Origin of the sequence: Aeromonas sp. R2-1 (assembly GCF_040908425.1) — a bacterium.
In the GTDB taxonomy this organism is placed as follows: Bacteria; Pseudomonadota; Gammaproteobacteria; order Enterobacterales; family Aeromonadaceae; genus Aeromonas; species Aeromonas caviae.
The window spans coordinates 105,391-129,225 of sequence record NZ_JBFODR010000015.1 but is presented as its reverse complement, the minus strand read 5'-3'; the positions used below and the strand labels follow the sequence as shown (position 1 = coordinate 129,225).

At 61.8% G+C, this 23,835-nt stretch carries 23 protein-coding genes and 1 riboswitch; of the genes, 13 read left to right on the top strand and 10 right to left on the bottom strand.

The features are described 5' to 3' along the window. Window positions 1–66: 66 nt before the first annotated feature. Entirely contained in the window at window positions 67–1,737 is a 1,671-nt protein-coding gene (ushA, locus tag AB5Y80_RS03755; protein WP_041211202.1) for a bifunctional UDP-sugar hydrolase/5'-nucleotidase UshA, read from the bottom strand. Window positions 1,738–1,983: 246 nt separating this feature from the next. On the opposite strand from ushA, the gene AB5Y80_RS03750 reads away from it, so the two are divergent. The 3 genes from AB5Y80_RS03750 (at window position 1,984) to AB5Y80_RS03740 (ending at window position 3,738) form a co-directional block, all read left to right on the top strand. After that, window positions 1,984–2,322: a DUF2956 domain-containing protein gene (locus tag AB5Y80_RS03750; RefSeq protein ID WP_042016818.1), complete on the top strand. Its 339-nt coding sequence runs from the start codon at window positions 1,984–1,986 to the stop codon at window positions 2,320–2,322. Window positions 2,323–2,437: 115 nt separating this feature from the next. Further along, on the top strand, window positions 2,438–2,773 hold the full coding sequence (locus AB5Y80_RS03745) for a hypothetical protein (RefSeq protein WP_201920540.1): 336 nt from the start codon (window positions 2,438–2,440) through the stop codon (window positions 2,771–2,773). Between the two features lie 98 nt (window positions 2,774–2,871). After that, window positions 2,872–3,738, top strand: a complete 867-nt coding sequence (locus AB5Y80_RS03740; protein WP_323940108.1) for a tetratricopeptide repeat protein — start codon at window positions 2,872–2,874, stop codon at window positions 3,736–3,738. Between the two features lie 69 nt (window positions 3,739–3,807). Here AB5Y80_RS03740 and AB5Y80_RS03735 read toward each other — a convergent pair whose 3' ends face one another. Together AB5Y80_RS03735 and fkpA are read right to left on the bottom strand one after the other, a co-directional pair. Then, the gene (locus AB5Y80_RS03735; protein WP_323941845.1) at window positions 3,808–5,211 is read right to left on the bottom strand and encodes a sigma-54 dependent transcriptional regulator; all 1,404 of its coding nucleotides are present in this window, start codon (window positions 5,209–5,211) and stop codon (window positions 3,808–3,810) included. Window positions 5,212–5,359: 148 nt separating this feature from the next. Next, entirely contained in the window at window positions 5,360–6,169 is an 810-nt protein-coding gene (fkpA, locus tag AB5Y80_RS03730; protein WP_029313875.1) for an FKBP-type peptidyl-prolyl cis-trans isomerase, read from the bottom strand. 119 nt (window positions 6,170–6,288) lie between these two features. On the opposite strand from fkpA, the gene AB5Y80_RS03725 reads away from it, so the two are divergent. Together AB5Y80_RS03725 and AB5Y80_RS03720 are read left to right on the top strand one after the other, a co-directional pair. Continuing rightward, the gene (locus AB5Y80_RS03725; protein ID WP_368172529.1) at window positions 6,289–7,257 is read left to right on the top strand and encodes a WD40 repeat domain-containing protein; all 969 of its coding nucleotides are present in this window, start codon (window positions 6,289–6,291) and stop codon (window positions 7,255–7,257) included. A 14-nt stretch (window positions 7,258–7,271) separates the two neighbouring features. Next, the gene (locus AB5Y80_RS03720; protein ID WP_010673249.1) at window positions 7,272–7,487 is read left to right on the top strand and encodes a SlyX family protein; all 216 of its coding nucleotides are present in this window, start codon (window positions 7,272–7,274) and stop codon (window positions 7,485–7,487) included. 64 nt (window positions 7,488–7,551) lie between these two features. On the opposite strand, the gene slyD is transcribed toward AB5Y80_RS03720, so the two are convergent. Next, a complete protein-coding gene (gene slyD / locus AB5Y80_RS03715) occupies window positions 7,552–8,178 on the bottom strand; it encodes a peptidylprolyl isomerase (protein ID WP_103244369.1) in 627 nt (208 codons plus the stop codon). 146 nt (window positions 8,179–8,324) lie between these two features. Beyond that, window positions 8,325–8,531, bottom strand: a complete 207-nt coding sequence (locus tag AB5Y80_RS03710) for a YheV family putative zinc ribbon protein (RefSeq protein WP_010673247.1) — start codon at window positions 8,529–8,531, stop codon at window positions 8,325–8,327. A 39-nt stretch (window positions 8,532–8,570) separates the two neighbouring features. On the opposite strand from AB5Y80_RS03710, the gene AB5Y80_RS03705 reads away from it, so the two are divergent. The 3 genes from AB5Y80_RS03705 (at window position 8,571) to AB5Y80_RS03695 (ending at window position 11,330) form a co-directional block, all read left to right on the top strand. Then, on the top strand, window positions 8,571–9,257 hold the full coding sequence (locus tag AB5Y80_RS03705) for a hypothetical protein (RefSeq protein ID WP_301479823.1): 687 nt from the start codon (window positions 8,571–8,573) through the stop codon (window positions 9,255–9,257). 138 nt (window positions 9,258–9,395) lie between these two features. Continuing rightward, window positions 9,396–10,295 (top strand): chemotaxis protein, encoded by a 900-nt coding sequence (locus AB5Y80_RS03700; RefSeq protein WP_039040047.1) that lies wholly within the window; start codon window positions 9,396–9,398, stop codon window positions 10,293–10,295. Window positions 10,296–10,346: 51 nt separating this feature from the next. After that, entirely contained in the window at window positions 10,347–11,330 is a 984-nt protein-coding gene (locus AB5Y80_RS03695) for a hydrolase (protein WP_323879738.1), read from the top strand. On the opposite strand, the gene AB5Y80_RS03690 is transcribed toward AB5Y80_RS03695, so the two are convergent. Next, entirely contained in the window at window positions 11,312–12,463 is a 1,152-nt protein-coding gene (locus tag AB5Y80_RS03690; protein ID WP_010673243.1) for a GGDEF domain-containing protein, read from the bottom strand. The genes AB5Y80_RS03695 and AB5Y80_RS03690 overlap by 19 nt on opposite strands. A gap of 89 nt (window positions 12,464–12,552) precedes the next feature. Between AB5Y80_RS03690 and AB5Y80_RS03685 the strand changes: the two genes are divergently transcribed. From AB5Y80_RS03685 to AB5Y80_RS03675, 3 genes are all read left to right on the top strand, one after another. Next, a complete protein-coding gene (locus tag AB5Y80_RS03685; protein WP_010673242.1) occupies window positions 12,553–12,798 on the top strand; it encodes a YheU family protein in 246 nt (81 codons plus the stop codon). Between the two features lie 235 nt (window positions 12,799–13,033). Next, complete coding sequence (locus AB5Y80_RS03680) at window positions 13,034–13,903, top strand: phosphoribulokinase (protein ID WP_010673241.1); 870 nt, start codon at window positions 13,034–13,036, stop codon at window positions 13,901–13,903. A 16-nt stretch (window positions 13,904–13,919) separates the two neighbouring features. Next, window positions 13,920–14,453 (top strand): hypothetical protein, encoded by a 534-nt coding sequence (locus tag AB5Y80_RS03675; protein WP_319904133.1) that lies wholly within the window; start codon window positions 13,920–13,922, stop codon window positions 14,451–14,453. A 69-nt stretch (window positions 14,454–14,522) separates the two neighbouring features. Here AB5Y80_RS03675 and AB5Y80_RS03670 read toward each other — a convergent pair whose 3' ends face one another. After that, window positions 14,523–14,822, bottom strand: a complete 300-nt coding sequence (locus AB5Y80_RS03670) for a hypothetical protein (protein WP_010673239.1) — start codon at window positions 14,820–14,822, stop codon at window positions 14,523–14,525. 48 nt (window positions 14,823–14,870) lie between these two features. Beyond that, on the bottom strand, window positions 14,871–15,275 hold the full coding sequence (locus AB5Y80_RS03665; RefSeq protein ID WP_010673238.1) for an OsmC family protein: 405 nt from the start codon (window positions 15,273–15,275) through the stop codon (window positions 14,871–14,873). 373 nt (window positions 15,276–15,648) lie between these two features. On the opposite strand from AB5Y80_RS03665, the gene crp reads away from it, so the two are divergent. Beyond that, on the top strand, window positions 15,649–16,287 hold the full coding sequence (crp, locus tag AB5Y80_RS03660; protein ID WP_010673237.1) for a cAMP-activated global transcriptional regulator CRP: 639 nt from the start codon (window positions 15,649–15,651) through the stop codon (window positions 16,285–16,287). Window positions 16,288–16,414: 127 nt separating this feature from the next. Continuing rightward, window positions 16,415–17,215, top strand: coding sequence for a putative RNA methyltransferase (locus tag AB5Y80_RS03655; RefSeq protein WP_368172528.1), 801 nt, complete (start codon window positions 16,415–16,417; stop codon window positions 17,213–17,215). A gap of 140 nt (window positions 17,216–17,355) precedes the next feature. Here AB5Y80_RS03655 and AB5Y80_RS03650 read toward each other — a convergent pair whose 3' ends face one another. Further along, entirely contained in the window at window positions 17,356–19,953 is a 2,598-nt protein-coding gene (locus AB5Y80_RS03650) for a glycosyl hydrolase family 18 protein (RefSeq protein ID WP_368172527.1), read from the bottom strand. Between the two features lie 111 nt (window positions 19,954–20,064). After that, window positions 20,065–20,151: riboswitch (cyclic di-GMP riboswitch) on the bottom strand. Between the two features lie 201 nt (window positions 20,152–20,352). Continuing rightward, window positions 20,353–23,814: a PAS domain-containing hybrid sensor histidine kinase/response regulator gene (locus AB5Y80_RS03645; protein WP_010673234.1), complete on the bottom strand. Its 3,462-nt coding sequence runs from the start codon at window positions 23,812–23,814 to the stop codon at window positions 20,353–20,355. Window positions 23,815–23,835 lie beyond the last annotated feature (21 nt).

The following is a 23,835-nucleotide window of genomic DNA, read 5'->3' as shown; positions in this document are numbered from 1 at the left end:
ACATTGAAAATAAAAAGAGAGGCAGCCATGGCTGCCTCTCTTTTTTATTGGCTCGGGGTGCAGGGATTATTTGCAACCCTCTACCGAGGTGGAGTTGATATAGCTGACCTCGCCGGCCGGCTGATAATCGGCGACCTGAATGGTCTTCTTCGCTGCGATATAATCCTTCAGCACACCGGCATCCACCAGACCGGCATTGATGGTGTCGATCTTCGGATAACCGTCACCACCGGCCGCGCTGAAGCTCGGGATGGAGAAGCTGTAGGTTGCCGCCGGATCGAAGGCCTTCCCGCCGATGGTGGCGATGTCCACGCTCTTGGCCTGGCAATCCACCGTCATCTTGATGCCGCCGAACTGGGCATAGCCACCGGTATTGGCGGTCTTGGTCGCAACCTGGCCCAGGTAGGTCAGCAGCTCGTTGCCGCTCATGGTCGCCTTGTTGACGGTGTTGCCGAACGGATGCACGGTCAGCACGTCACGGTAGCTGATGTCCCCTGCCGCGATGGAGGCACGCACCCCACCGGAGTTGACGATGCCAAAGTCGGTGCTCAGCTTCTCGGCGGTCGCGGTGGTGATGAGACGACCCAGGTTGGTCTGCTTGTTGCGCACGTTGGCGCGCTCACCGTCCAGTACGCCATCGGTGGCACCGATAACCACGCCCAGCTCCTGCTGTCCCTTCTCCTGATAGGTGAGCAGGGTGTTGTAGAGCTCGGGATCCTTGACGATCTCTTCTTGGATGAAATCACCGTCCGCGTTCTTCAGGTTGACCGGGATCAGATCGTACTGGGTCAGGGTCAGCTTGCCATTCTGATAGTCAAACTGGGCACGACCCACATACTTGCCCCACTCGTGAGCCTGCATGATCCAGGTGCCGTTCTGCTGATCCGGCTGGCAGTCGTCGCCCGGCTTGAAGTCGGCGTACTTGTCCGGGGTGCCCGGCTCCATGCAGACCGGGTTCTGGGAGTGACCACCGATGATGGCGTCCAGGGTGCCTGCCGGCAGTGCACGGGCCATCTCCACGTCACCCGGTGCGTTGCTGCCGTGCTGACCATTCTCGTAATGGCCCATGTGGGTGATGGCAAGAACCAGGTTCGCCTCTTTGTTGTCGCGGATCTGCTTGCCGAGATTGGCGGCTTCCGTGGTCGGATCGCGGAACTCCAGGGTCTGGACGTTGTTGGGATCCACCAGCTGGGCGGTGTCCTCTGTGGTCAGACCCAGCACGGCGACCTTGAGGCCGCTCTCCAGCTTGAACACCTTGTAGGGATCGAAGTAGCGCTTGCCGCTCGTCTTGTCATAGATGTTGGCGGAGATCATCGGGAACTGGGCCCACTGGCGCTGTTTCTCGAGGATGGTCAGGGGGTTGTCGAACTCGTGGTTGCCCACCGCCATGGCATCGTAACGGATGCTGTTCATGGCCATGAAGTCCGGCTCTGCATCCTGCAGATCCGACTCTGGCACCCCGGTATTGACGTCACCGCCGGAGAGCACCAGCACTTCGCTGCCCGCCGCTTTCGCCTCGGCACGCAGCCGCTCGACCAGGGTCTTCTGGGCCGCCATGCCATATTCGCCCTTGTCGTTGTGCCAGAAACGACCGTGGGTATCATTGGTATGCAAAATGGTCAGCTTGCAGACATTTTCGGTGCAGGGGGCGACGCTGTCGTTGCTTGAGGTATTGCAGCCGCTCAATGCGGCAAGCACTGCCAGTGCGATACTTCCTTTGACAAATTTATAATTCATTTCCATATCACCTTGTTATTTTGTTATTGGACGACCCTATCCAGGATCGGGCGGTAATATAACAAACAACATGTGACGGTTTTTCATCGGCGACTCACAAATTCCGCCAAATGTGATCATCCACGCAACCTGTTTCCCCTATTTGGAACAGAGGCCCCACTCGCAGAGCAATTTCCCCCATGATGGCAGCCCGCCGGTAACGGTTATGGCATACTGCCCGCCAATCAATGCCAAGGAGTGCCTGGAATGGCCAAGTACGACAAAATTTCCCCCGAAACCCAGCAGGAGGCGATGAAAATCGCCCGTGCCAACCAGAAGCCGGGGCAGACCAAGGAGCAGACCCAGCTCATCGCCCAGGGGATCCAGAAGGGCATAGACGAATACAAGAAACAGATGAAAGCGAAGGCCCGCGAAGCCAACCGCCAGAAGAAACTGCAAGCCAAAGCCAGGCACTCTTCCCAAGAGACGCCGGAAGAGGAGAGCGAAGCCGAGGTCATCGAGCTCACCCGCCAGCACCCGCTGCCCTGGATCCTGCTGATGCTGAGCTGGCTGGTATTTGCCGTGCTCTGGTTCTGGTTCCGCTGATCCTGCCCAGGCAAACCTTTGCCCTGCGATCCGCTTCACAGCCCGGGCGCGGGGGACTGGTCATTCCCCACCCGGACTGCCTACACTCTGCCCCCCTTGTCAGGAGACCCTCATCATGAACCCGGCCCCGCTCTATCTGCTGGCTCCCCTCGCCCTCTTCCTCGTGACCCTGGTGCTCTATCGCATCTCGCCACTGCGGGCGGTCGCCGCCGGCCATGCCCGCTGGTTTATCCTGCCCGCCTTCACCCTCTTTATCCTGCTCATCGTCATCAATGGCAATGCGGATCCCGCCCTGCGAAGCCCTGCTTTCCACTGGCTGATGCCGGGGTTCGGCTTTGCCCTGAGCCTGTTCCCTGCCCTGCCCAAGGCACTGGTACCGCGCCTGGCTATCAAGGAGGGAGCCTTTGCTGCCCTGGGTCTGATGCTGATGAGCCTTGCCATGGTCTACTGATCGGCAAACGCTGGCGTCACGATGGCGCCAGCCCCCCTTCTTGTACAAAGAATGGCCTTCAGGCATCTTGGTGGGCGGATAACCGGCATGGAGGCCAGATGAACAATCCGCCCGATTTCATGGCGCTGTGGGATTATCAGGATCCCGTTGCCAGCGCCCAGCGTTTTCAAGCACTGCTGCCCGAGGCGCGTGCCACCAACCTGCAATGGGAGCTGGAGCTCCTCACCCAGATAGCCCGTACCCATTCGCTGCAACGCCAGTTTGCACAGGCGCACCAGCTGCTCGACGAGATAGAACCCCGCCTCACCGAGGCGACTCCACGGGCCCGCCTGCGCGCCTTGCTGGAGCGTGGCCGCACCTTCAACTCCGCCGGTGACAAGGTCAGCGCCAAAGCCCTGTTTGAACAGGCCTGGCAACTGGGAGAGCAGCACGAAGAACACTATCTGGCCATCGATGCGGCCCACATGGTGGCCATCGCCGCCCCCTTGGAGGAGCAGAGCCACTGGCACCAGCTGGCGATGACCCTGGCCGAGCGCAGTCACGACAAGCGGACGCGAGGCTGGCTCGCCACCCTCTATAACAATCAGGGCTGGACCCTGTTCGAGCTGGGTCGCCTCGACGAGGCCATCGCCTGTCAGCAAAAGTGCCTGGCCTGGCACGAGCAGCACAACAACCAGGGCAAAGCCTTTATCGCCCGCTGGAGTCTGGCGCGCCTGAGCCGGGCCCAGGAGCGCCATGAACAGGCCATGGCCGAACTGGCGCAGTTGCGCGACGACATGGCCGCCGCAGGCACCCCCGAGGATGGCTATGTGTTCGAGGAGCTGGGGGAGAATGCACTCGTGCTCAATGATCCCGCGGCGACCGAGTACTTTGCCCGCGCCTGGTTTCTGCTGTCACAGGATGGCTGGTTCACCGCCAACGAGGCAGAACGACTGGCCAGGCTCAAGCTGCTCGCCAAACTCTGATAAGCGTGCGGGGCGACCAATTGGCCGCCCCGCACATCAGCATGTCTGCCCGGGAGCAGAGGTGACGGCTCAGGCCGGACTCGCCTCTTCCCAGCTCTGCTTCTTGCGATAAATCGTGGAAGGGCTTATTTCCAGCAGGGCCGCCGCCTTGGGGATGTTGCCGTCACAACTGGCGATGGCCTGCTCGATGGCCTCCTTCTCCACCTGCCAGAGCGGACGGACCTGCCTGAGAACGACGACGGATTCTGACTGGGGATCCGCCATTCCGACCACAGGCTCCGGGGCCAGGGTACGCCCCCCGTTGAGGGGAGGTGGCAGGATATCCGGGCTCACCAGCTCGCCATCATTGAGCACCACTATGTTGCGCACCACGTTTTGCAGCTCGCGCACGTTGCCGGGCCAGGGGTAGTCGAGCAGCACCTGCACTGCGTCCGCATCAAAATCCCTGAACCGCTTGTTCTCCTCACCGGCATAACGCAGCAGCAACTCCCGGGCCAGCAGCAGGATGTCCTCTCCCCGCTCCCTCAGGGGGGGCAGCGCCAGCGGGATCACGTGCAGGCGGTAGTAAAGGTCTTCACGAAACCGTCCGGCCTTGACCTCCACCAGGGGATCCCGGTTGGTGGCGCAGACAAAGCGCACATCCACCGTCTCCAGCTTGCCGCTGCCGACCCGCTGCAGGGTGCCGGTCTGAATGAAACGCAGCAGCTTGCTCTGCAGGTCGAGATCCATCTCGCAGATCTCGTCGAGGAAGAGGGTACCGCCGTCCGCCAGACTGGCCGCCCCCTTGCGATCCCCCTGGGCACCGGTAAACGACCCCTTCACGTGGCCGAAGATCTCGCTCTCCATCAGGTCATGGGGAATGGCGGCGCAGTTGAGGGCGATGAAGGGCTGATCTCGACGCGGGCTGCACTGGTGGATGGCCTCGGCGCACACCTCCTTGCCGGTGCCGCTCTCGCCAGTGATGAAGACGGTAGCCTTGCTCGGCGCCGCGCTCTCGATGATGCGATAGACCGCCTGCATCGCCATGGAGGCGCCGATGAAACCGGCAAAGGAGCTGCGCTCGAAGTTTTCCCGATACTGGGCCACCAGCGAGCTGAGCTGCTGGTGTTTCAGGGCATTGCGCGCCGTGGCGCACAGGCGCTTGCCATCGAACGGCTTGGTGAGAAAATCGAAGGCCCCGAACCGCATCGCCTCCACCGCTACATCCACCGAGCCGTGAGCGGTGATCACCACCACGGAGCAGGGCAGTTGCCGCTCCGTGATCTGCTGCAAGATGTCCATGCCGGACATGTCGGGCAACTCCAGGTCGAGCAGCACCACGGGGGGCGGGCTTGCCAGCAATTGTGCCAAAGCCTGCTGGCCACAATCTGCCAGCTGCACCTCGTAGCCATCCTGGGCCAGATACTGCTCATAGACGACCGCCAGACTGCGGGTATCTTCCACCAACAGGACACGGGGTTTGCTTTCAGCCACGAGATCCATCCTTGCGCTTGATTTTGTTGTCTATTCTGGGGGCTAGCCGCCACACACTCAAGACGGCCTCATCGCTTTATCCGGGGGATTGCGACAATACACAAGCAAAAACGGCTCCCTGGGGAGCCGTTTTTATGGTGCTTTGAGCTTATTTCTTGGCGTTGTCGCCATCGGCAGCCGGTTTTTCGATGGCCAGCAGCTCTACGTCAAATACCAGCACGGCGTTGGCCGGGATGGAACCTGCACCGTGCTCGCCATAGGCCAGCTTGGACGGCAGGAAGAACTTGAACTTGGAGCCGACCGGCATCAATTGCACCCCTTCGGTCCAGCCCGGGATCACCTGGTTGAGCGGGAAGGTAGCCGGCTCGCCGCGATCGACGGAGCTGTCAAACTTGGTGCCATCGGTCAGGGTACCGGTGTAGTGCACCTTGACGATGTCGGTGGCTTTCGGCTTGGCGCCGTCACCCATCTTCTCGACCTGATATTGCAGGCCGGACTCGGTGCTCTTCACGCCCTCTTTCTTGGCGTTGGCAGCCAGGAACTCTTCACCCTTCTTCAGGTTTTCGACGGCATCCTTGTCGGCCTTCGCCTTGGTCAGCTCGTTGATCTTGGCGTCGTATTCCTGCAGAACCTTCTGGATCTCCTCGTCGGTCATCTTGGCTTCTTTGCCCAGACCGTCGGTGACACCCTTCAGGATCACGGTGTTGTCCAGCTTGATACCGAGCTCCTGCTGGCGCTCCAGGGTATTGGCGATATAACGACCCATGGAGAGGCCGATCGCATAGCCGGATTGCTCTTCAAAGCTCTTGGCCTCAGCCTTGGGGGCCTCTGCCGGCTTGCTGGCTTCTGCCTTGACCTCTGCGGTGTTGGTCGCAGCAGGTTTCTCATCTTTTTGGCAAGCAGTCAGACCGACGGCAACCGCCGCAGCCAACAGGGACACCTTCAGAAAATTGTTCATCAGTTTCTCCAAAACTCTAAATACCGCTCTCGGTTCCTTCGTGAAATGAGAGGTTTATCGTGATAAGCGCCTTATACTAACGCCGTGATCGCAGGTAACGAAAGCATGAGACAGGAAAAATGATCAAAAGTGCCATTTATCTCATCGGTATTTGCCTGATGCTGACGGGGTGCGAACAACGCTCACTTCCCAGCCAGCAGATCCACCTCGCCAACCAGGGGCTGCTGAGCGCGGATCTCGCCAGTTCCGGCAAGCTCGCGCTCGTCTCCAGCCTGAGTCAGGGCACTGTGGTGTGGGATCTGGAACAGGGCAAAGAGCGCTGGCGCTGGCGCCAGAGCGACGACCAGGAGGAGTTCGTCACCCTGACCCGCTTCTCCCCCGATGACAGCCATGCCATCACCGCCACCCAGCACACCTTCGCCATCTGGCGCTTGCAGGATGGCCGCTCCCAGGGCTACTACTCCCTGCCAGAATCCCGCCTGCGCGATGCGGCGATCTCGGCGGATGGCCGCCAGGTGCTCATCGGCCGTGAAGACGGCAAGGCGGAAGTGGTCGACACCCAGACCGGACGCCGGCTGCAATTCCTCGGCCACACCGAACAGGTCAACACGGTGGATCTCTCCCCCAATGGTCGCTATGCCCTCACCGGCGGCAACGATTACAGCGCCTATCTGTGGGATACCCGCACGGGCCAGGTGGTGTGGCGCTTCAACCACGCCGGGCGAGTCGTGATGGCGAGACTGGATCCGTCCGGACGCTTCGCCTTCACCGCAGACAGTCGCCAGGCCAGCATCTGGGATCTCAAAACCGGCAAGGAGCACAGCAGGTTGCAATACGATCACCGCTTCGAGGTCTACACCAGCGCCCGCTTTGCCAACGGCGGCAACTGGCTCATCACCGGCGCCCCCTCCCGCCAGCTCACTCTGTGGCAGGTGAGTGACGGCCAGCCGTTGCAGAGCTGGCGCGTCTCGCCCCATCCCAAGGTGAAACCACCGAGCGCTGTGGTCTATGGCGTGGCTTTGCGCGACAATAACCACCTCGTCAGTGCCAGCTCCAGTGGCCTGGCTGAAATCTGGACTATCAAGTAAGGACCAAAAGGCCCATGAGTCAGCAACTAAACGAACGCCTCGAAACCCTGGAAAGCCGCCTCGCTTTTGCCGAATACACGGTGGAGCAGCTCAACGACGAGGTCACCACCCAGGGTCGCGAGCTGGACCGGCTCAAACACCAGATCCATCTACTGGTGGATAAATTGCAGAGCGTACAGCCGAGCCAGATCGCCAGCATGGCCGAAGAGACGCCGCCACCGCACTACTGATGCGTGCCAGCCATAAAAAAACCCGCGCCATGCGCGGGTTTTTTTATCATCGGCCAGGCCGTGATCAGTGCTGATGGCCCTTGCCACCACAACCGCCACCACCGCAGCAACCACCGTGACCGTGATCGTCGCCGTGATCGTGTGCATGGTTGTGACCATGGCCGCCACAGCAGCCACCGTGGTCATGATCGTGATCATGGTCATGACCATGATCGTGACCGCAGCCACCGGCGCCGTGCACATGGCCGTGGGCCAGCTCTTCGGCGGTCGCGGCACGCACGTCCTTGATCTCGACCTTGAAGCCCAGGGTCACGCCAGCCAGGGGATGGTTGCCGTCCACCTTGATGAACTCCTCGGACACCTCGATGACGGTCACCGGGCGGTGACCATCGTCGGTCTCGGCCACAAAAGTATCCCCTTCAGACACTTCCATGCCGTCGAACAGCTCGCCGGGCACTTCCTGCACCAGATTCTCGTCGTACTCGCCATAGGCCTGGTTCGGCGTCAGGGTGACGTCGAACGCCTCGCCCACGCTGCGACCTTCCAGCTCGGCTTCGAGGCCGGAGACCAGGTAACGGGTACCGTGCAGATACACCAGCGGCTCTTTACCGACAGTGGTGTCGATGACTTCACCGTGTTCGTCGGTGACCGTGTATTCCAGCGTAACCACGCTCAGGGGAGCTACTTTCATGTCAGGGATCCTGCGGATAGAAAAAAACGGGCTCAGAATACCTCAAAAAGGCAGACAAGCATATGGTCGGTCCGGCTTCGGTGTGATGAAAAAGTCATCAACAGCGACCAGCCTGACCGGCGTACCATCACCTTGAGGCATGCCACTCACTCGGGACGAAACACCCCTATCACCTGCTCCGCCTCACGCGTCGCCTTGTCCACCTGCTCCTGAGTCTGCACCTGGGTATCCCCGCACTCGACACAGGTCACCTTCTCGACTCCATGCTCCATATACAGCATCATGGTGTCCATCTTGCCGCACGCCGGGCAAACCGCCCCGGCAATGAAGCGCTTTTTACGTCTGGTTTCCATTTTTGTTACCTCCAGGCAGCATCATATCAGGGTTTTTACATGCATCACGCCATCGAATATCAGCATTTTTCCACTTCCACCCTTCAGGTCGGCCCCCGCAAGCGCTCCCCCATGGGCCAATTGCTGCGCGTCACCCAGGGGGCGGCGCTGCTGAAATTGGGTGCCCATGAGCTGCTGCTGACACCTGGCAGCCACTTCTGGCTCTGTGCCGATGCCCTCGCCGCCTTCACCCCTCTGGCTGGCTGCCAGCATGATCTGCTGGCCTGCTCCGTGCGGGTGCCCCAGCCCGCCCAGGCTGGCTGGTTGCAAGCAAGCCCGTTGATGGACGCACTGCTGGACAGCCTGGCGGCCTGGTCACGCCCACGCGACTGGCAAGGCCCCTATGGGCAGCGGCTGCAAGTGGTGGGAGATGAGTTGCATGGCTGCACCATCTCGTCACTGGGGGATCAGGCACTGCAAGATGCCTGGCAAGCCCTGGCCAGAGCGCAGCCGGATAGCGTGGCTGCCTGGCAGACCCTGCTGGGCACTCGCGGTCTCGAGGGCCCGGACGCCCAGGCACTGCAGGATCAGTGGCAACTGTTGCAGGGGATTCGCCTGCTGCGAAGCGGCAGCACACCGTCACAGGTGGTGAACAGGCTGGGTTATCGGGATGAAAGCGCGCTGGCCGAGGCTCATCTGCAATGGCTCGGGGCGCCCCTCTCCCCTCAGCCGTCCGCGACCCGATAAGAGAGGCATAAAAGGATGGCAAAAGAAATCCAGTTTTGCGGCTCACCGCCGCTAACAACAAAGGAGTCATTCATGTCACCATCCTTTATGCTGAACACCCGATTGACCGTCACCGACTAGATCAACAGGACATCCGCCATGACGAGCAAGGCCAACCAATCCCAGGGCATGTTGCTGTTCCACCTCTCTGCCAGACAATCCTTCGCCATCGGTACCCTCAAGGTGAAGGAGATCGTGCCCTACACCCAGCTCACCGCCCTGCCACAATCCCATCCCACCGTGCTCGGTGCCGCCAGCATGCGCGGCACCACCATCCCGGTGATCGACATGGCAATGGCCGTGGGCTACCGCCCCATCACCCGGGAGGAGATGCCCCACTGCTTCATCATCATCACCGATTGCCGCCGCACCCTGGTGGGCTTTCTGGTGCGGGGCATCGACAAGATCACTGAGTGCAACTGGCGTGACATCGAGCCGCCCCCTCCCTCCTTGGGACAGAACGTCTTCGTCACCGGCGTGACCCGGGTGGGAGATCAGTTGATCCAGTTGCTGGATGTGGAACTCATCCTGTCGCGGGTCTATCCGGACGATCCCAGCCATCTCTACCCCGTGCTGACCGACGTGCAGCGCGAGCGGCTCAAGCCGATGCGGATCCTGCTGGTGGACGACTCCTCTGTCGCCCGTCGCCAGCTCATGGCGGCGCTCGATTACATCAACATCCCCTACGAGGTCTGCACCAACGGACGCGACGCCCTCACCCTGATGCAGACCCGGGTCTCCCAGGGCAAGCGGATCGACATCCTGGTGAGCGATATAGAGATGCCGGGACTGGATGGTTACGAGCTGGCCTTCGAGGTGCAGAGCGATGCCAAGCTGGCGGGAGCCTACATCATCCTGCACACCTCCCTCTCCAGCGAGATCAGCGTGGAGCGGGCCCATCAGGTCGGCGCCCACGAGGCGCTCACCAAGTTTGAAGCCAACGAACTGATCCAGGCCATGCTGCGCGGCGCCGAGCACCACGATCGTCTGATGGCCTGATGTCGCGGCGAGCCAAGGGNCCTTTTCCTCCCTGCTCTTCCGAGTCGTTGCATGTTGACAGAAAGCCACTTTCACGCCCCCTGGTGGGCCCGCAACCCCCATCTGCAAACCATTTTGCCCAAGTGGCTGCGCCGCTCGCCTGCCCGCTTCATCCAGGAGCGCTTCGAACTTCCGGACGGCGATTTCGTTGATCTGGCCTGGAGCGGCGAACCCGTCCAGGATGAACAACCCCTGGTGGTGGTGTTCCACGGACTGGAGGGGAGCATTCACTCCCACTATGCCAAGGGGCTCTTTGCCCACCTGCAGCGGCAAGGGAACGAGGCGGTGCTGATGCACTTTCGGGGGTGCAGTGGCGAGCCGAATCGGCTGCTGCAGGCCTATCACTCAGGCGCCATCGAGGACGCCCAGGCGGTGATTGTCGAGCTGGGGCGGCGTTTTCCTGGCCGTCCCCTGGTCGCCATCGGCTATTCCCTGGGGGGCAACATGCTGGTCAATCTGCTGGCGCGGGCCTGCCCGGCACCATTGAAGGCGGCGGTGGTAGTGTCGGCCCCGCTGCAACTGGCAAGCTGTGCCGATCGGGTCAATCAGGGCTTCTCACGGGTCTATCAGAACTACCTGCTGCGCACCATGCGAACCAACCTGCAAAGCAAGATCCGGCGCCAGAGCGCGGCACGGGCGCGCTGGCAGCCGGCCCAGATCACCCGCATCGCCACACTGAGGGAGTTCGACGAGCTGGTGACGGCACCACTCCATGGTTTCGAAAGCGCCGATCACTACTACCAGACCTGCTCCGGCCTGAGCCTGCTGGCCCGCATTCCCATCCCGACCCTCGTCATTCACGCCGCCGACGATCCCTTCATGACCGATGCCGTCATTCCGGCGGCGGAGCAGCTCTCCCCTCTGGTGCGCTACGAGCTGAGCCGCCAGGGCGGCCACGTGGGCTTCCTGCACGGCTCTCCCTGGCGCCCCCGCTTCTGGCTGGATGAGCGCATCAGCCAGTGGTTGCGGGAACAGACTCAGGGGGCGAACCGGTAACCGTTGCGCCCCTCTTCCTTGGCCTGATAGAGGGCGCCATCGACCCGCTCGAGCAGCATGACGAGGCTCTCCCCGGCTCGCCACTGGGCTATCCCCTGGCTCAGGGTGAGGTGGGGGGCTACGTCGGAATCCTCATGGGGCAGAGCCCTGGCCGCCAGAGTGGCGCGAATGCGCTCCGCCACCTCCTGGCCACCGGCCAGCGTCGTCTCCTGCAGCAACACCACGAACTCCTCTCCCCCGTAGCGCGCCACCAGATCGCCGGGCTCCCGCACACTCTCCTCCAGGCACTCGGCCACCAGGATCAGGCACTCATCCCCCGCCTGATGACCATAGCGATCGTTGTAGCGCTTGAAGAAATCCACATCGAGCAGGATCACGGTGAGCGGTACATCCTGGGTGGTGCCTTGCGCAATGGCACGCTTGCACGCCTGATCGAAGTGGCGACGGTTGGCTATGCCGGTCAGGGGATCCCGGTTGGCCATGGCATTCATCTTGTTTGCCAGCATCAGGTTGTCGTGTTCCCTTGACACCGCAAGCTCGAACCAGCCGTTGAGCATGCGCCGCCCCGTCTCCAGCACTACCAGCAAGACCCCGACCACGATGGTGTTGACCAGAACAAAGGGCTCAGGACTCCAGGAGGCTCTCATCAACAAGAACAGCAGGGGGACCGACACCAGTGCGTAAAACAGCCGCACATCGCAATACGCGGCGACAAGACCGGTCAGCAGCAACAGACTGACCATGTTGAAAATGAAGCTGAAGCCTCCCTTCAAGTCGACGATCGAGATGGTGTAACCCACCATGGCCCAGGCCAGCCCCCAGGCCAGGGCACAGACGCACAGGGACACCAGCCAGATGGCATGGGATTGACGGGAGAGCCAGCCCCACCCGAGCGGCAGCAACAGGCCGACTCCTATCATGGCAAAGAGCTGCCATTTGTATGACCAGGGCAGGTTGCCGACCAGTACCAGGTGTGCATCCCGATAGATGTAGAAACGGGTCAGCAGAAATACGAGGGCGATGAGATTGATGACCCAGTACCAGCGCAAACCGGCGCTCAGGGCGCGGCGGCGGGCATCGAACAGGTGCTGTTCGAATTGACTGGAGGGTCGGCGTGCGTCAATGGATTGCATGGCACCCCTCGTCCAAAACGAGACAAATCCCTTGCGCTTGCCGACCAGACACCGACAATATCCGCAACCCACTGAGTGAAGATGAAATCATGATTATCCCCTGGCAAGAACTGGAGCCGGACACCCTCACCAACCTGCTCGAACACTTTGTGCTGCAAGAAGGCACCGAATACGGTGAACAGGATGTCAGCCTGACCGACAAGGTCGAAGCAGTCAGGCAACAATTGCTACAAGGTAGCGCCGTGCTTGTCTACAGCGAGCTGCACGAAAGTGTCAATGTCGTCCCAAAGACTCATTTAAGCAAGTCACCCACTGACGACTTCCCCCAAGCGTAGCGCGGTCACGGCTTATCGGGCGGCTCACCCCGCCCTCCCCCTATCCAACTCGCACCATCAGGCCGCATGGCCAGTTCGCCATCCAGAAGCACCTATTCCAACGTACCCAGAGCACAGGGCAGCCCTCGTTCACCGCTATTGCCGGGAAGCGTGGTGGCTGCAGGAGGATGACGGCGCACTTGACCGCACTTTGGGCCACCCCTTATAACGGAACTCCCAAGGAAGAGAGAATTCTATGTCCGCCAAGCATCCCATCATCGCGGTCACCGGTTCGTCCGGTGCCGGTACTTCCACCTCCACCAACGCCTTTCGCTCCATGTTCCACCAGCTTGGATACAAGGCGGCCGTGGTCGAGGGGGACAGTTTTCACCGCTACACCAGGCCCGAGATGGACGTGGCGATCCGCAAGGCCCGGGAGCAGGGGCGGCATATCAGCTACTTCGGCCCGGAGGCTAACGATTTCGGTCTGCTCGAGTCTTTTTTCCAGGAGTATGGCCAGAGCGGTACCGGCCAGTATCGGCGCTATCTGCACAGCTTCGACGAGGCGGTGCCTTTCAACCAGATGCCGGGCACCTTCACCCCCTGGCAGGATCTGCCCGGCGAGACGGATCTGTTGTTCTACGAAGGACTGCATGGCGGCGTGGTCACGGGGGAGCACAACGTGGCGCGGCACGTGGACTTTCTCATCGGCGTGGTGCCCATCGTCAACCTGGAGTGGATCCAGAAGCTCATTCGCGACACCTCGGAACGCGGCCACTCCCGCGAGGCGGTAACCGACTCCATCGTGCGTTCCATGGATGACTACATCAACTTCATCACGCCGCAGTTCTCCCGCACCCACATCAACTTCCAGCGGGTGCCGACCGTCGATACTTCCAACCCCTTCAGCGCCAAGGTGATACCCAGCCTGGACGAGAGTATGCTGGTGATCAGGTTTCGGGGCATCAAACAGGTGGACTTCCCCTACCTGCTGTCGATGATTGACGGCGCCTTCATGTCCAGGATGAACACCATCGTCGTGCCGGGTGGCAAGATGGGCTTCGCAATGGAACTGATCCTGCGCCCCCTGATCCAGCAACTGATCGAAACGGGCAAGATCACCTGAGCCAAGGAGCTTAACGATGCGCGCTGCACTTCTCTCATTCATGCTGGCAACCCTGCTGGGGGGTTGCAGCTCCGGCCCCGCCGCACCCACGGTCGAAACGGGCACCATGGTGGTTCGCCCGGCGGAGCATTGGACCTACGGGGCGACACCACGCTATGCGCTGGCCGAACAGTTCCAGTATGCGGGCAACAGCGCCGCGCCCTGGCTCGAGCCGGTACAGCAGGCCGTCATCCGACAGCTGGACGGCAAAGGCTGGCGCAGCGTTCCCCTGGATGAGGCCGACGTCTGGGTCGCCATCGGGGTAGCTGGCAGCCAGGACATGAGCGATGGCGAGATCTTCTCCCGCCTCGGCATGACACCGGGCCTGAACGCCGCCGCCAATGCCCGCAAGGGGACCCTGGCCGTCGTGCTGCTCGACAGGCATAGCCAGAAAGCGGTGTGGAGCAGCGCCATCCAGCTCGCCAGCGACGTACCCGTCGCAGAGGAAGCCCGTGGCCAGCTTAGCCAGCAACTGGCCGCCCAGCTGCTGGGCTCGATACCGTCAGAGTGATGTCTCGTTCAACAAAAACGGCCTGCTTCACACAGGCCGTTTTCCATGCACGCCGTGACGGCATCAGGGTCACTTCAACTCGCAGGTCAGCTGGGTCACACCGCTCTTGACCAGGGTAGCCTGCTTGTCCTGACGGGAGAAGGTAGTCACCCCGTCGGAATAGCTGGCAGTCTCTTTGGGCGACTCGATGCGCCCCAGCTTGTGATAGACACCGGCATAAGGGAACTGCACCATGTCGGCCTGGGCATCATAGGTGATGGCCAGCAACTCTTCCCCGCACTGATACTGGCTGTATTGATACTGGGTCGGCTGCGGCATGCTGCAGGCGGCCAGACCGAACAGGGGAAGCAACATCATCATTTTTTTCATCGCACTTTCCTTATGTCATGGCGTTATCGACGGGACAAACTATAGCGGTCAACCCTCAAGGATTTGATAACTATGGGTAATTTCTACCGCTTTTTCCAACATCAGGGAAACTGAACAATATTTTTCCATGGACAGATCCACCGCACGGGCGACCTGCTTCTCCGCCAGACCCTTGCCGGTCACCACGAACTTGAGGTGGATCTGCTCAAATACCCGGGGAACGGTATCGGCGCGGGTCCCTTCCAGTTCGACATGGCAGGCGGTCACGGACTGACGGGCCTTCTCCAGGATGGAGACCACATCGATGGAGCTGCAACCGCCGACAGCCAGCAGGATCATCTCCATCGGGCTGGCACCTTCACCCGGGTTGGCGCCATCCAGGGTCACCTGATGACCGGACTCGCTCTCCCCCACAAACTTCATGCCTTCCACCCAGCTGACCTTGGCTTTCATCTCTCACTTTCCTCTCAATGACGACGGTTCTAACGCCCATAGCATACCTCAAGCCGGGGTCGAGTGGCACATGCGCCAGGATCTTGCCCGTTCCCGGCGATAAAGCTCCGTTTTGCGGCGACAAGCCTCTCCTGCGAAACGGGCGACGACCCAAAGGGAAATAGATCGAAATCAACATCCGACCTCCTCTTCTTGCCTAGAATGCCCCGGACGACGCAGCAGATGGCGGCTCACCGGTGGACGGCAAAACCCCAAAGCCTTGTCAGCACAGGCAAAGGCTCTTATTCTACTGCGACCAAAGAGTAAGGAATGGCAAGCTTGGCAACTTGCCTGGACGCACAGTCCATAAAAATGACACTACAGAGGAAGTCTCATGATCATTGGCAAACCGCAAAGCGATCCCACCCTTGAGTGGTTCTTGTCGCATTGCCACATTCATAAGTATCCCGCCAAGAGCACCCTGATCCACGCCGGTGAAAAAGCGGAAACCCTCTACTACATCGTCAAGGGCACCGTCGCCGTCCTGATCAAGGATGACGAAGGCAAGGAGATGATCCTCTCCTACCTGAATCAGGGGGATTTCCTGGGCGAGATGGGGATGTTCGAAGAGAACGAGAATCCGGAGCGTTCCGCCTGGGTGCGTGCCAAAGGCGCCTGTGAAGTCGCCGAGATCTCCTACAAGAAGTTCCGCCAGCTGATCCAGGTCAACCCGGACATCCTGATGCGTCTATCCGGTCAAATGGCCAAGCGCCTGCAACACACCAGCCAGAAGGTCGGCAACCTCGCCTTCCTGGACGTGACCGGCCGCATTGCCCAGACCCTGCTCAACCTGGCCAAACAGCCGGATGCCATGACCCACCCGGATGGCATGCAGATCAAGATCACCCGCCAGGAGATCGGCCAGATCGTCGGCTGCTCCCGTGAAACCGTCGGCCGCATCCTCAAGATGTTGGAAGAGCAAGAGCTCATCTCCGCCCACGGCAAGACCATAGTGGTGTTTGGTACCCGCTGACCGGGTTCCGCCGACGGCGCCCGCACAGCGCCGTTGGATAAAAAGGCTGCCCATGGCAGCCTTTTCCGATCCTCTCCCCTATAATCCCGAGCGCCCCGCCGTCATGGCCTTCGCCAAGAGAACTCCTATGCACCTTCAATGCCCCCTTTGCCGCAGCCCCCTGCACCTTCATGCCGCCTCCCGCGGGGTCTATTGCGACAACAAGCACCACTTCGATCCCGCACCGGAAGGCTATCTGGACCTCATCCCCGGCAAGAAGAACCCCAAGGACAGCGACAGCCGGGCCCTGCTGCGCGCCAAGCGCCGCTTCCTGGAACAAGGCCACCAGCTGCCTCTGGTGGACGCCATGGCGAACCTGCTCGCTCCTCTTGGCGAGCGCGAGCTTGTCCACCTCGGCTGTGGCGAGGGGTACTACTGCCGCGCCCTGGCTGAGCGGCTGCCCGGCTGGCAGGTCGGCGGTTTCGATCTGGCCAAGAATGCCATCTTCGCTGCCAACAAGGCGCAACCGGAAGGCCAGTTCGTCATCGCCGACCCGGCGCGCGCCCCGCTGCAGCCTGGCACGGCCCAGGTGCTGCTGGTCAACGACCTCAAGGTTAAGACGGAACTCCTGGTCAGCTGGCTGGCGCCGGGCGGCTATCTGCTCCACGTGCAGCCAGGCCCTCGCCATCAGTGGCAATTGCGCGTCAGCCTCAATCCGGTGAGCATGGAACATCCCCTGAGCTGGCCCGCCTTCACCGGGCTTGTCAATGTTGCCCAGCAACGCGCCCAGTTCAGTACGGCGCTGGATCAGGGCCTGCGCGAGCACATTCTGGAGACCAGCCGCCTCGGCTGGCGTGCCAGCGGCGAGCAGCGCCATGCCTTCACCCACCAGGGGCCCGACGCCCTCGAGCAGGATCTGCTGCTCAGCCTGTGGCAAAAACCGCTGTAAACCGGTGACATACCATGAAAAAAGGCCCTGACGGGCCTTTTTGACAAAGCGAGTGCGCCTTTCCCCTGACAGGGAAGAGACACCCGACCACGCAACAAGACAAAAATGGGGCCCTCGGCCCCATTTTTCATCACGGCAGATCAGTTGCAGCTCGCCGCGCCCTGATCGACCCAGACGGCGGCCTTGCCGGGCTCATCGCCCTTGGTCCAGTACTGGGCCTTCCACTTGCGGCCGTTGTGGCTGGTGACATCACCACCGTTGTAGACCACTCCGGCATCCCAACCCAGTTGCACCTGGCTCACCAGTTTCCACTGATCGGCGGTGCGGCTCGGCTCGTTGCCCTGGGTCCAATACTTGGCCTGCCACACCAGTTGCTTGTGGCTCACCTTGTCATTGGTGTTGTAGACGGTACCTGCACTCCAGGCCGGGTGGTTGGCCGCATCCGGATCGCTGGCCTCGCAGCCACCACCTGTACTGGCCGGCTTGACGGTCAGGCGGGTAACGCCTGTGGCATCCAGCGCCCCGTCGGTGACCACCAGGGTCAGATCGTAGGCCGTGTCACTGGTCACGTTCGAGCCCGTGACCACCAGGGTCGCGCTGTCCAGACCGGTGGCGCTAAGACCGGCCGGCACTGTCCACTGATAGCTCAGGGCATCACCATTGGGATCGGAAGCGGTGGCCTTGATGCTCACCTGCTTGCCGGCCTCGACGGTCGCACTGGCCGGTACGCTGACCACGGGGGGCAGGTTCGGCTGCGGCGCCTTGTTGGTGACCACCACCTGATCCTTGGCCGAGAGCCCCTGATCGTCGGTCACGGTCAGCTCGAACACCAGATTGATGTCGCTGCTGACGGCATCCAGTACCGCACGGGCCTTGGCCTGGGTGGCATCCAGCAGACTGGCCTGGGGTCCGGAGACCTGTTTCCAGCTGTAGGTCAGCGCCCCGTTTTCCGGATCGTGGGAGGCGCTGCCGTTGAGGGTCACCTCGGCCGGGCCGGTGGCACTCAGATCGCTGCCGGCATTGGCAACCGGCGGATTGTTGACCGGCGGCAGCGTACCCTCGCCGTGGCCCAGCCCCTCGTGCATGGCGTTGAGGATGTCGCCGTTGTCCGCATCAATTTCCCAGGCGAACAGACCGCCGAGCTGGTTCGCCAGCACGTACTGCCCCTTGGCCTTGACCGAGCGGTCGTTGTCAAAGGTGATGAGGTCACCACTGCTGGCCTTGAAGACATAGGGGGCCTCGGCCGACTCGTCATAGCCCTGCTCCCAGCCTGCGCCCATGCGGTTGTTGACGATGTCGCGGTAATCCACCACGCCATTTTCCCAGGTACCGCTCACCGGTCCGGTGGCGGTGCCGGTGAAGGGGTTGCCGGCCTGGTAGTTCTTCACTCCGGTCCAGCCACGGCCATACATGGCCGCCCCCACCACAATCTTGCCCGGTGTCACCCCCTGACCCAGCAGCGCCTTGACGCCCTTGTCGGTGGTGTACTTGGTGGCCGGATCCCAGCTGGAGGCAAAGAGGTTGGTCTGGTGGGCCAGATTCGTCAGGTCGAAGGCGCCGCTGAAGTCGTAGCTCATCAGGAAGATGTGGTCCATGTACTGCTGGGCCGCCTGATAATCCACCTTGGCGATCTTGTCACCGCCGGCGCTGATGGCCGAGGTCAGCTCATACTGGCGGCCGGTCTCGGCTTCCAGTTCATCGAGCATGGCTCGCAACTCCTTCATCAGCACCACATAGGTGGCGCCGTCATTCGGGCCGCCCAGGCTGGGGTTGGCCCCCTGTCCGCCCGGGAACTCCCAGTCGATGTCCACGCCGTCGAAGAATTTCCAGGTCTGCAGGAACTCTTTGACCGAGGCGACGAAGGTATCGCGCTTGGTCTTGTCACCCAGGAAATAGAAGGGATCGGAGAGGGTCCATCCGCCGACAGACGGCAGGATCTTGAGGTTCGGGTGGGCCTGTTTGAGGGCCATCAGGTTGCCGAAGTTGCCCTTGTAGGGCTCATCCCAGGCGCTGAGGTTGCCCTGGGACATCTGGATCGCCGCCCAGGGATCATGGATGGAGACCTTGAAGTCTTCGCGGCCCGCACAGGAGCGCTGCAACGCCTCGAAGCTGCCCGAGATCTCTTTGAGGCTGTCGTTGATGCCGTTGCCACCGCAGATGGGGGTGAAGCCGTAGAGGATATGGGTCAGGTTCTGGGCCGGGATCTTGTCCACGGTGAACTTGCGACCATAGACACCCCACTCCACGTAGTAGGCCCCCACCACCTTGCCGGACTTGTTGGCGTAGGGCTTGTTGTTCTCCTTGAGGGGCGCATTGAGCGGCGCCAGGTGGCTACCGTCGGTATCGGCGACCATCAGCTCCTTCTTGTCGGAGAGGGTGCAGCCATCGGCGTTGCACAGGGCCACCTGCATCTGGTAACGCCCCCCTTTGGTGACCTTGAAGTTGGCGGTACCCGCGGCGGAGGCCGGGCCTGACCACACCTCCTTGCCGTCGAGCAGTACCTTGGCGGTCTGTCCGACGTCACCGGACCATAGGTTCCATGTCACGCTGACGGGAGCGCCATCCTTGTGGACGGTCACCAGCTGGTTGTAGGCCGAAGCGGCCTGATTGACTTCAACGATGGCAAACTTGGTGGGGCCGGAGCCAATGGTGGGTTTGCCCGGGGCAGCGGCGAAGGCGGAGGTAGTGCAAAGCCCCCCGACCAGAAGCGCCAGCAGGGAAAGTTTTGGACTTAACATATTTGAACTTCCTTATTTCGTTATTGGAATTAACAACGAAAAAGGCAACGCAACCTGCCAGGTAACGCAGACAACATCGCAACCATGGCTTGGCCCATGGACGATACAACCTGTGGTGGCCCCGCTATCCTAGGTACGCAGACCCTTAGACCGGAAGCTTTGCGTCCCGGACTTTCATCCGGTTTGCCTTTTTGCACAACTTGATTTGCGACAAAAATAATCGCCGAATGACTATAGAGGAGAGTCGCTCGGCCGCCACCTGCCAAAAGTGACACCCAGCAAGACTCAATTATCACCAATCGCGGCAAATGGCGACGAAATAGGTACCATCATCGGCGATCATGACGCCTGGGTGGCATCCAGAAAACGTTCAGCCAATGCTCGATTCTGTGAGACCAGTCACTGAACCGGCATCAGCAGGCTGTTCATCAGGGCGCGCAGCTTGAGAGGTTTGACCGGTTTGCTCACGTAGCCAAAGCCGTGCTCACGGATCTGTGCCTGCAACTCGCTCTTGCGATCCGCACTGATGATGATGCCGCCGATACCGTTGCCGTGGGCCAGCCTGATCATGTGCAGCGCCTGCAACCCGGTCTTGCCGTCATCCAGGTGATAATCCGACAGCACCAGCGCAGGCAGGAAGCCGCCGCCGATGATCTCCTCCGCCTGCTCCAGGCTCTGGGCACAGCGCACCTCGCAGCCCCAGCGTCCCAGCAGCGAGGCCATGGCGATGAGGATATCCTCCTCGTTGTCGATGCAGAGGATCCTGACCCCTTCCAGCTGGCTGTCTCGCAGGGCCGGGGTCGTCACCTGGCTGGGGATGACGGGCCGGGTCGCGAGGTTCAGGGTGATGGCAAAGACGGACCCCGCTCCGGGCCAGCTGCGCAGGGAGAGCTGATGACCCAGCACCAGCGAAATGCCGCGGGCGATGGCGAGCCCGAGGCCAAGTCCCTGCTCCCTGGCGGTGCGGGAGTGATCGAGGCGGGAAAACTCGTCGAAGATCGCCTCCTGCTTGCCCTCCGGGATGCCGGGGCCGTTGTCCCACACCTCGATGCGCACCTTCTCCCCCATGCGGCGACAGCCAAGCAGCACCCGACCGCCGGGGTTGTAGCGAAATGCGTTGGTGAGGAAGTTCTGCAACACCCGCCGCAGCAAGCGCACATCGCTGTAGACCGCAAGGCGGCTCTCCACCACGGAGAACTGGATCCCACCGGCCTGGGCCAGCACGCCGAATTCCGCCTTGAGATTGTCCAGCACATCGCTCAGGGCGAAATCGAGCTTCTTCGCCTTGAACTTGCCCGCCTCGAGGCGCGAGATGTCCAGCAGATCCGTGATGAGATCCTCGGTCGCCCCCAGGGCGTCGTCGATGTGGCGAGCGATGCGAGCCGGTTCGTCCTCCGGGGGCAGCATCTCCAGCAAGGAGGAGGTAAAGAGCTTGGCCGCGTTCAGCGGCTGGGTCAGGTCGTGGCTCACCGCCGCCAGGAACCGGCTCTTGGACTGGTTGGCCCGCTCCACCTGCTGGTTTACCAGCAGCAGTTGGCGGTTGAGTTCGGAGAGCTCGTGGGTGCGCTCGGCCACCCGCGCCTCCAGGTGCTCGTTCGCTTCCCGCAGCACCCGCTCCGCCGCCCTGAACGGGGTGATATCGGTGAAGGTCATGACAAAGCCCCCCGCAGGCATGGGGTTGCCCTGCATCTCGATGACCCGACCATCGGGACGCTCCCGCGCCGAGACATGGGGGCTGCCACGCTTCATGAAGGCAACCCGCCGCGCCACCTGGGCCTCGATGTCTCCCTGACCGCACAACCCCTGTCCGGCGTTGTAGCGGATGATCTCCTCGATGGAACGGCCCACCTGAATGAGACCGGGGGGATAGGAGAACAGCTCGATGTAGCGTCGGTTCCAGGCCACCAGCCTGAGCTCCCTGTCCACCACGGAGATCCCCTGCCCCATGTGTTCGATTGCCCCCTGCAACAGGCCGCGGTTGAAGCGGAACATGTCGGAGGCCTCGTCCACTATGGTGGCGATCTCCTCGAGCTGCATGTTGCGTCCCTGCAGGGCGGAGGCTAGCACCAGGCGGGCGGACGAGGTACCGAACACCCCGGCCAGCAGTCGCTCCGTGTGGGCGATGAGCTCGGCGGAGGCCTGCATCTGGGGCGCCAGGGTGCCTCCCCGCTCGCCGGCGAAACGACCGAAGGCCCGCTTGACGCGGCTGGAACCGACGAAGCGGGCCGCCAGCATCTCCAGCTCCTTCACCGAGACCCGCGCATGATAAAGCGCCGAGGTATCCCGGCTCGTCTTGCCGACGAAGTTGGCTGCCTGCAGCCGCTCACTCACCGCCGCCCGTGACAGCAGGGAGCCCGCCACATAGCCGGCGAGGTTGAGCAGAAGACTCAGGAAGAGGCACCAGGCCCCCAGGCTCAGATCCCGCACCGCCGGCCAGTCTGGGGGCGCCAGCAGGGCTTCGAGGGGGGAGCCAGCCAGCAGTCCGCTCTCCGCCAGCAGGGTCACGAACCAGAGGCTGACCCCGAGGGCGAGCCCGAGATAGACGCCCTTGCGATTGCCATGACGCCAGTACAGGCCGAGCAGCAGGGCCGGTGCGAACTGGGCCACGGCCCCGAACGAGAGATAGCCGATGCGCGACAGACTGGTGAGATCCCCGAGCCAGAGATAGAGCGCCCAGGCCGCCAGCAAAATCAGCAAGATGGCACCCCGACGCACCTGCAGCAGCAACCGCATCAGACGCTCGTCCCGCCCCTGTTGCCAGACCCGGCGCAGCAGGACCGGCAACACCAGATCGTTGCTCACCATGATGGCCAGGGCGATGGTGCAGACGATCACCATGCCGGTGGCCGCCGAGGTACCGCCGAGAAATGCCAGCATCGCCATGCCGTCGAATCCGAGGGACATGGGGAGGCTTATCACATAGGTGTCCGAGGCCATGTCTGCCCCGACCCACTGCTTGCCTGCCAGCGCCAGCGGCCAGATGAAGAGCCCCATCAGGAAGAGATAGAGGGGGAAGATCCAGCGGGCCCAGTGCAGATCCTGCCCCTGGTTGTTCTCCACCACGGTCACGTGAAACTGGCGCGGCAGGCAGATGACGGCGCACATGGCGATCAGGGTGTAGATGGCGAGCTCCAGCAGACTGCCCGGCGTCACCGCCACCACCGCATCGAGGAAGTCGCCCGCCACCAGAGTACGCGCCTCGCTCGGTCTGGCGATGATGAGCCAGAGCGCAAAGCCCCCCACCGCCATGAAGGCGAGCAGCTTGACCACGGACTCGAAGGCGATGGCCACCACCATGCCCCTGTGGTGCTCGGTGGCATCCAGGTTGCGGGTGCCGAATAGAATGCTGAACAGGGCCAGCAGCAGGGTGACCCCCAGCGCCAGCTCCGCCATGTTGCTGGTGGGACTGACCCCCGTGCTGTTGGCCATCAGCAGATCGAGCCCGGTGACGATCGCCTTGAGCTGTAGCACCAGATAGGGAAGTATCCCCATGACGGCGATGAGGCTGATCACCATGGCCAGGCGCTGGGACTTGCCATAACGGGCGGCAATGAAATCGGCGATGGAGGTGATGTGCTCGCGCTTGGCCACCAGGATGAGGCGGGCCAGCAGGCGCCAGCCAAACAGAAACACCAGCATGGGGCCCAGGTAGATGGGCACCGGCGACCAGGGGGATTCGCTGGCCTGGCCCACGGTGCCGAAGAAGGTCCAGGAGGTGCAATAGACCGCCAGCGACAGGCTGTAGAGCAGAGGCTGCCCCTTGGGGCGACGGCGCTTGTTCTTGTCCGCCACATAGGCGATGAGGAACAGCAAGCCCAGATAGGCGAGCGACAACCCGATCAGCAGCCATCCTTGGTGCATCTCTCTACTTCCCTTGTCCAG

Coding starts and splice junctions, on each gene's coding strand:
- ushA (WP_041211202.1), bottom strand. CDS start 1,737: ATGAATTATAAATTTGTCAAAGGAAGTATCGCACTGGCAGTGCTTGCC.
- AB5Y80_RS03665 (WP_010673238.1), bottom strand. CDS start 15,275: ATGAAAGCCAAGGTCAGCTGGGTGGAAGGCATGAAGTTTGTGGGGGAG.
- AB5Y80_RS03685 (WP_010673242.1), top strand. CDS start 12,553: ATGATTATCCCCTGGCAAGAACTGGAGCCGGACACCCTCACCAACCTG.
- slyD (WP_103244369.1), bottom strand. CDS start 8,178: ATGAAAGTAGCTCCCCTGAGCGTGGTTACGCTGGAATACACGGTCACC.
- crp (WP_010673237.1), top strand. CDS start 15,649: ATGATCATTGGCAAACCGCAAAGCGATCCCACCCTTGAGTGGTTCTTG.
- AB5Y80_RS03680 (WP_010673241.1), top strand. CDS start 13,034: ATGTCCGCCAAGCATCCCATCATCGCGGTCACCGGTTCGTCCGGTGCC.
- fkpA (WP_029313875.1), bottom strand. CDS start 6,169: ATGAACAATTTTCTGAAGGTGTCCCTGTTGGCTGCGGCGGTTGCCGTC.
- AB5Y80_RS03750 (WP_042016818.1), top strand. CDS start 1,984: ATGGCCAAGTACGACAAAATTTCCCCCGAAACCCAGCAGGAGGCGATG.
- AB5Y80_RS03650 (WP_368172527.1), bottom strand. CDS start 19,953: ATGTTAAGTCCAAAACTTTCCCTGCTGGCGCTTCTGGTCGGGGGGCTT.
- AB5Y80_RS03740 (WP_323940108.1), top strand. CDS start 2,872: ATGAACAATCCGCCCGATTTCATGGCGCTGTGGGATTATCAGGATCCC.
- AB5Y80_RS03645 (WP_010673234.1), bottom strand. CDS start 23,814: ATGCACCAAGGATGGCTGCTGATCGGGTTGTCGCTCGCCTATCTGGGC.
- AB5Y80_RS03690 (WP_010673243.1), bottom strand. CDS start 12,463: ATGCAATCCATTGACGCACGCCGACCCTCCAGTCAATTCGAACAGCAC.
- AB5Y80_RS03700 (WP_039040047.1), top strand. CDS start 9,396: ATGACGAGCAAGGCCAACCAATCCCAGGGCATGTTGCTGTTCCACCTC.
- AB5Y80_RS03720 (WP_010673249.1), top strand. CDS start 7,272: ATGAGTCAGCAACTAAACGAACGCCTCGAAACCCTGGAAAGCCGCCTC.
- AB5Y80_RS03695 (WP_323879738.1), top strand. CDS start 10,347: ATGTTGACAGAAAGCCACTTTCACGCCCCCTGGTGGGCCCGCAACCCC.
- AB5Y80_RS03675 (WP_319904133.1), top strand. CDS start 13,920: ATGCGCGCTGCACTTCTCTCATTCATGCTGGCAACCCTGCTGGGGGGT.
- AB5Y80_RS03745 (WP_201920540.1), top strand. CDS start 2,438: ATGAACCCGGCCCCGCTCTATCTGCTGGCTCCCCTCGCCCTCTTCCTC.
- AB5Y80_RS03670 (WP_010673239.1), bottom strand. CDS start 14,822: ATGAAAAAAATGATGATGTTGCTTCCCCTGTTCGGTCTGGCCGCCTGC.
- AB5Y80_RS03655 (WP_368172528.1), top strand. CDS start 16,415: ATGCACCTTCAATGCCCCCTTTGCCGCAGCCCCCTGCACCTTCATGCC.
- AB5Y80_RS03705 (WP_301479823.1), top strand. CDS start 8,571: ATGCATCACGCCATCGAATATCAGCATTTTTCCACTTCCACCCTTCAG.
- AB5Y80_RS03725 (WP_368172529.1), top strand. CDS start 6,289: ATGATCAAAAGTGCCATTTATCTCATCGGTATTTGCCTGATGCTGACG.
- AB5Y80_RS03710 (WP_010673247.1), bottom strand. CDS start 8,531: ATGGAAACCAGACGTAAAAAGCGCTTCATTGCCGGGGCGGTTTGCCCG.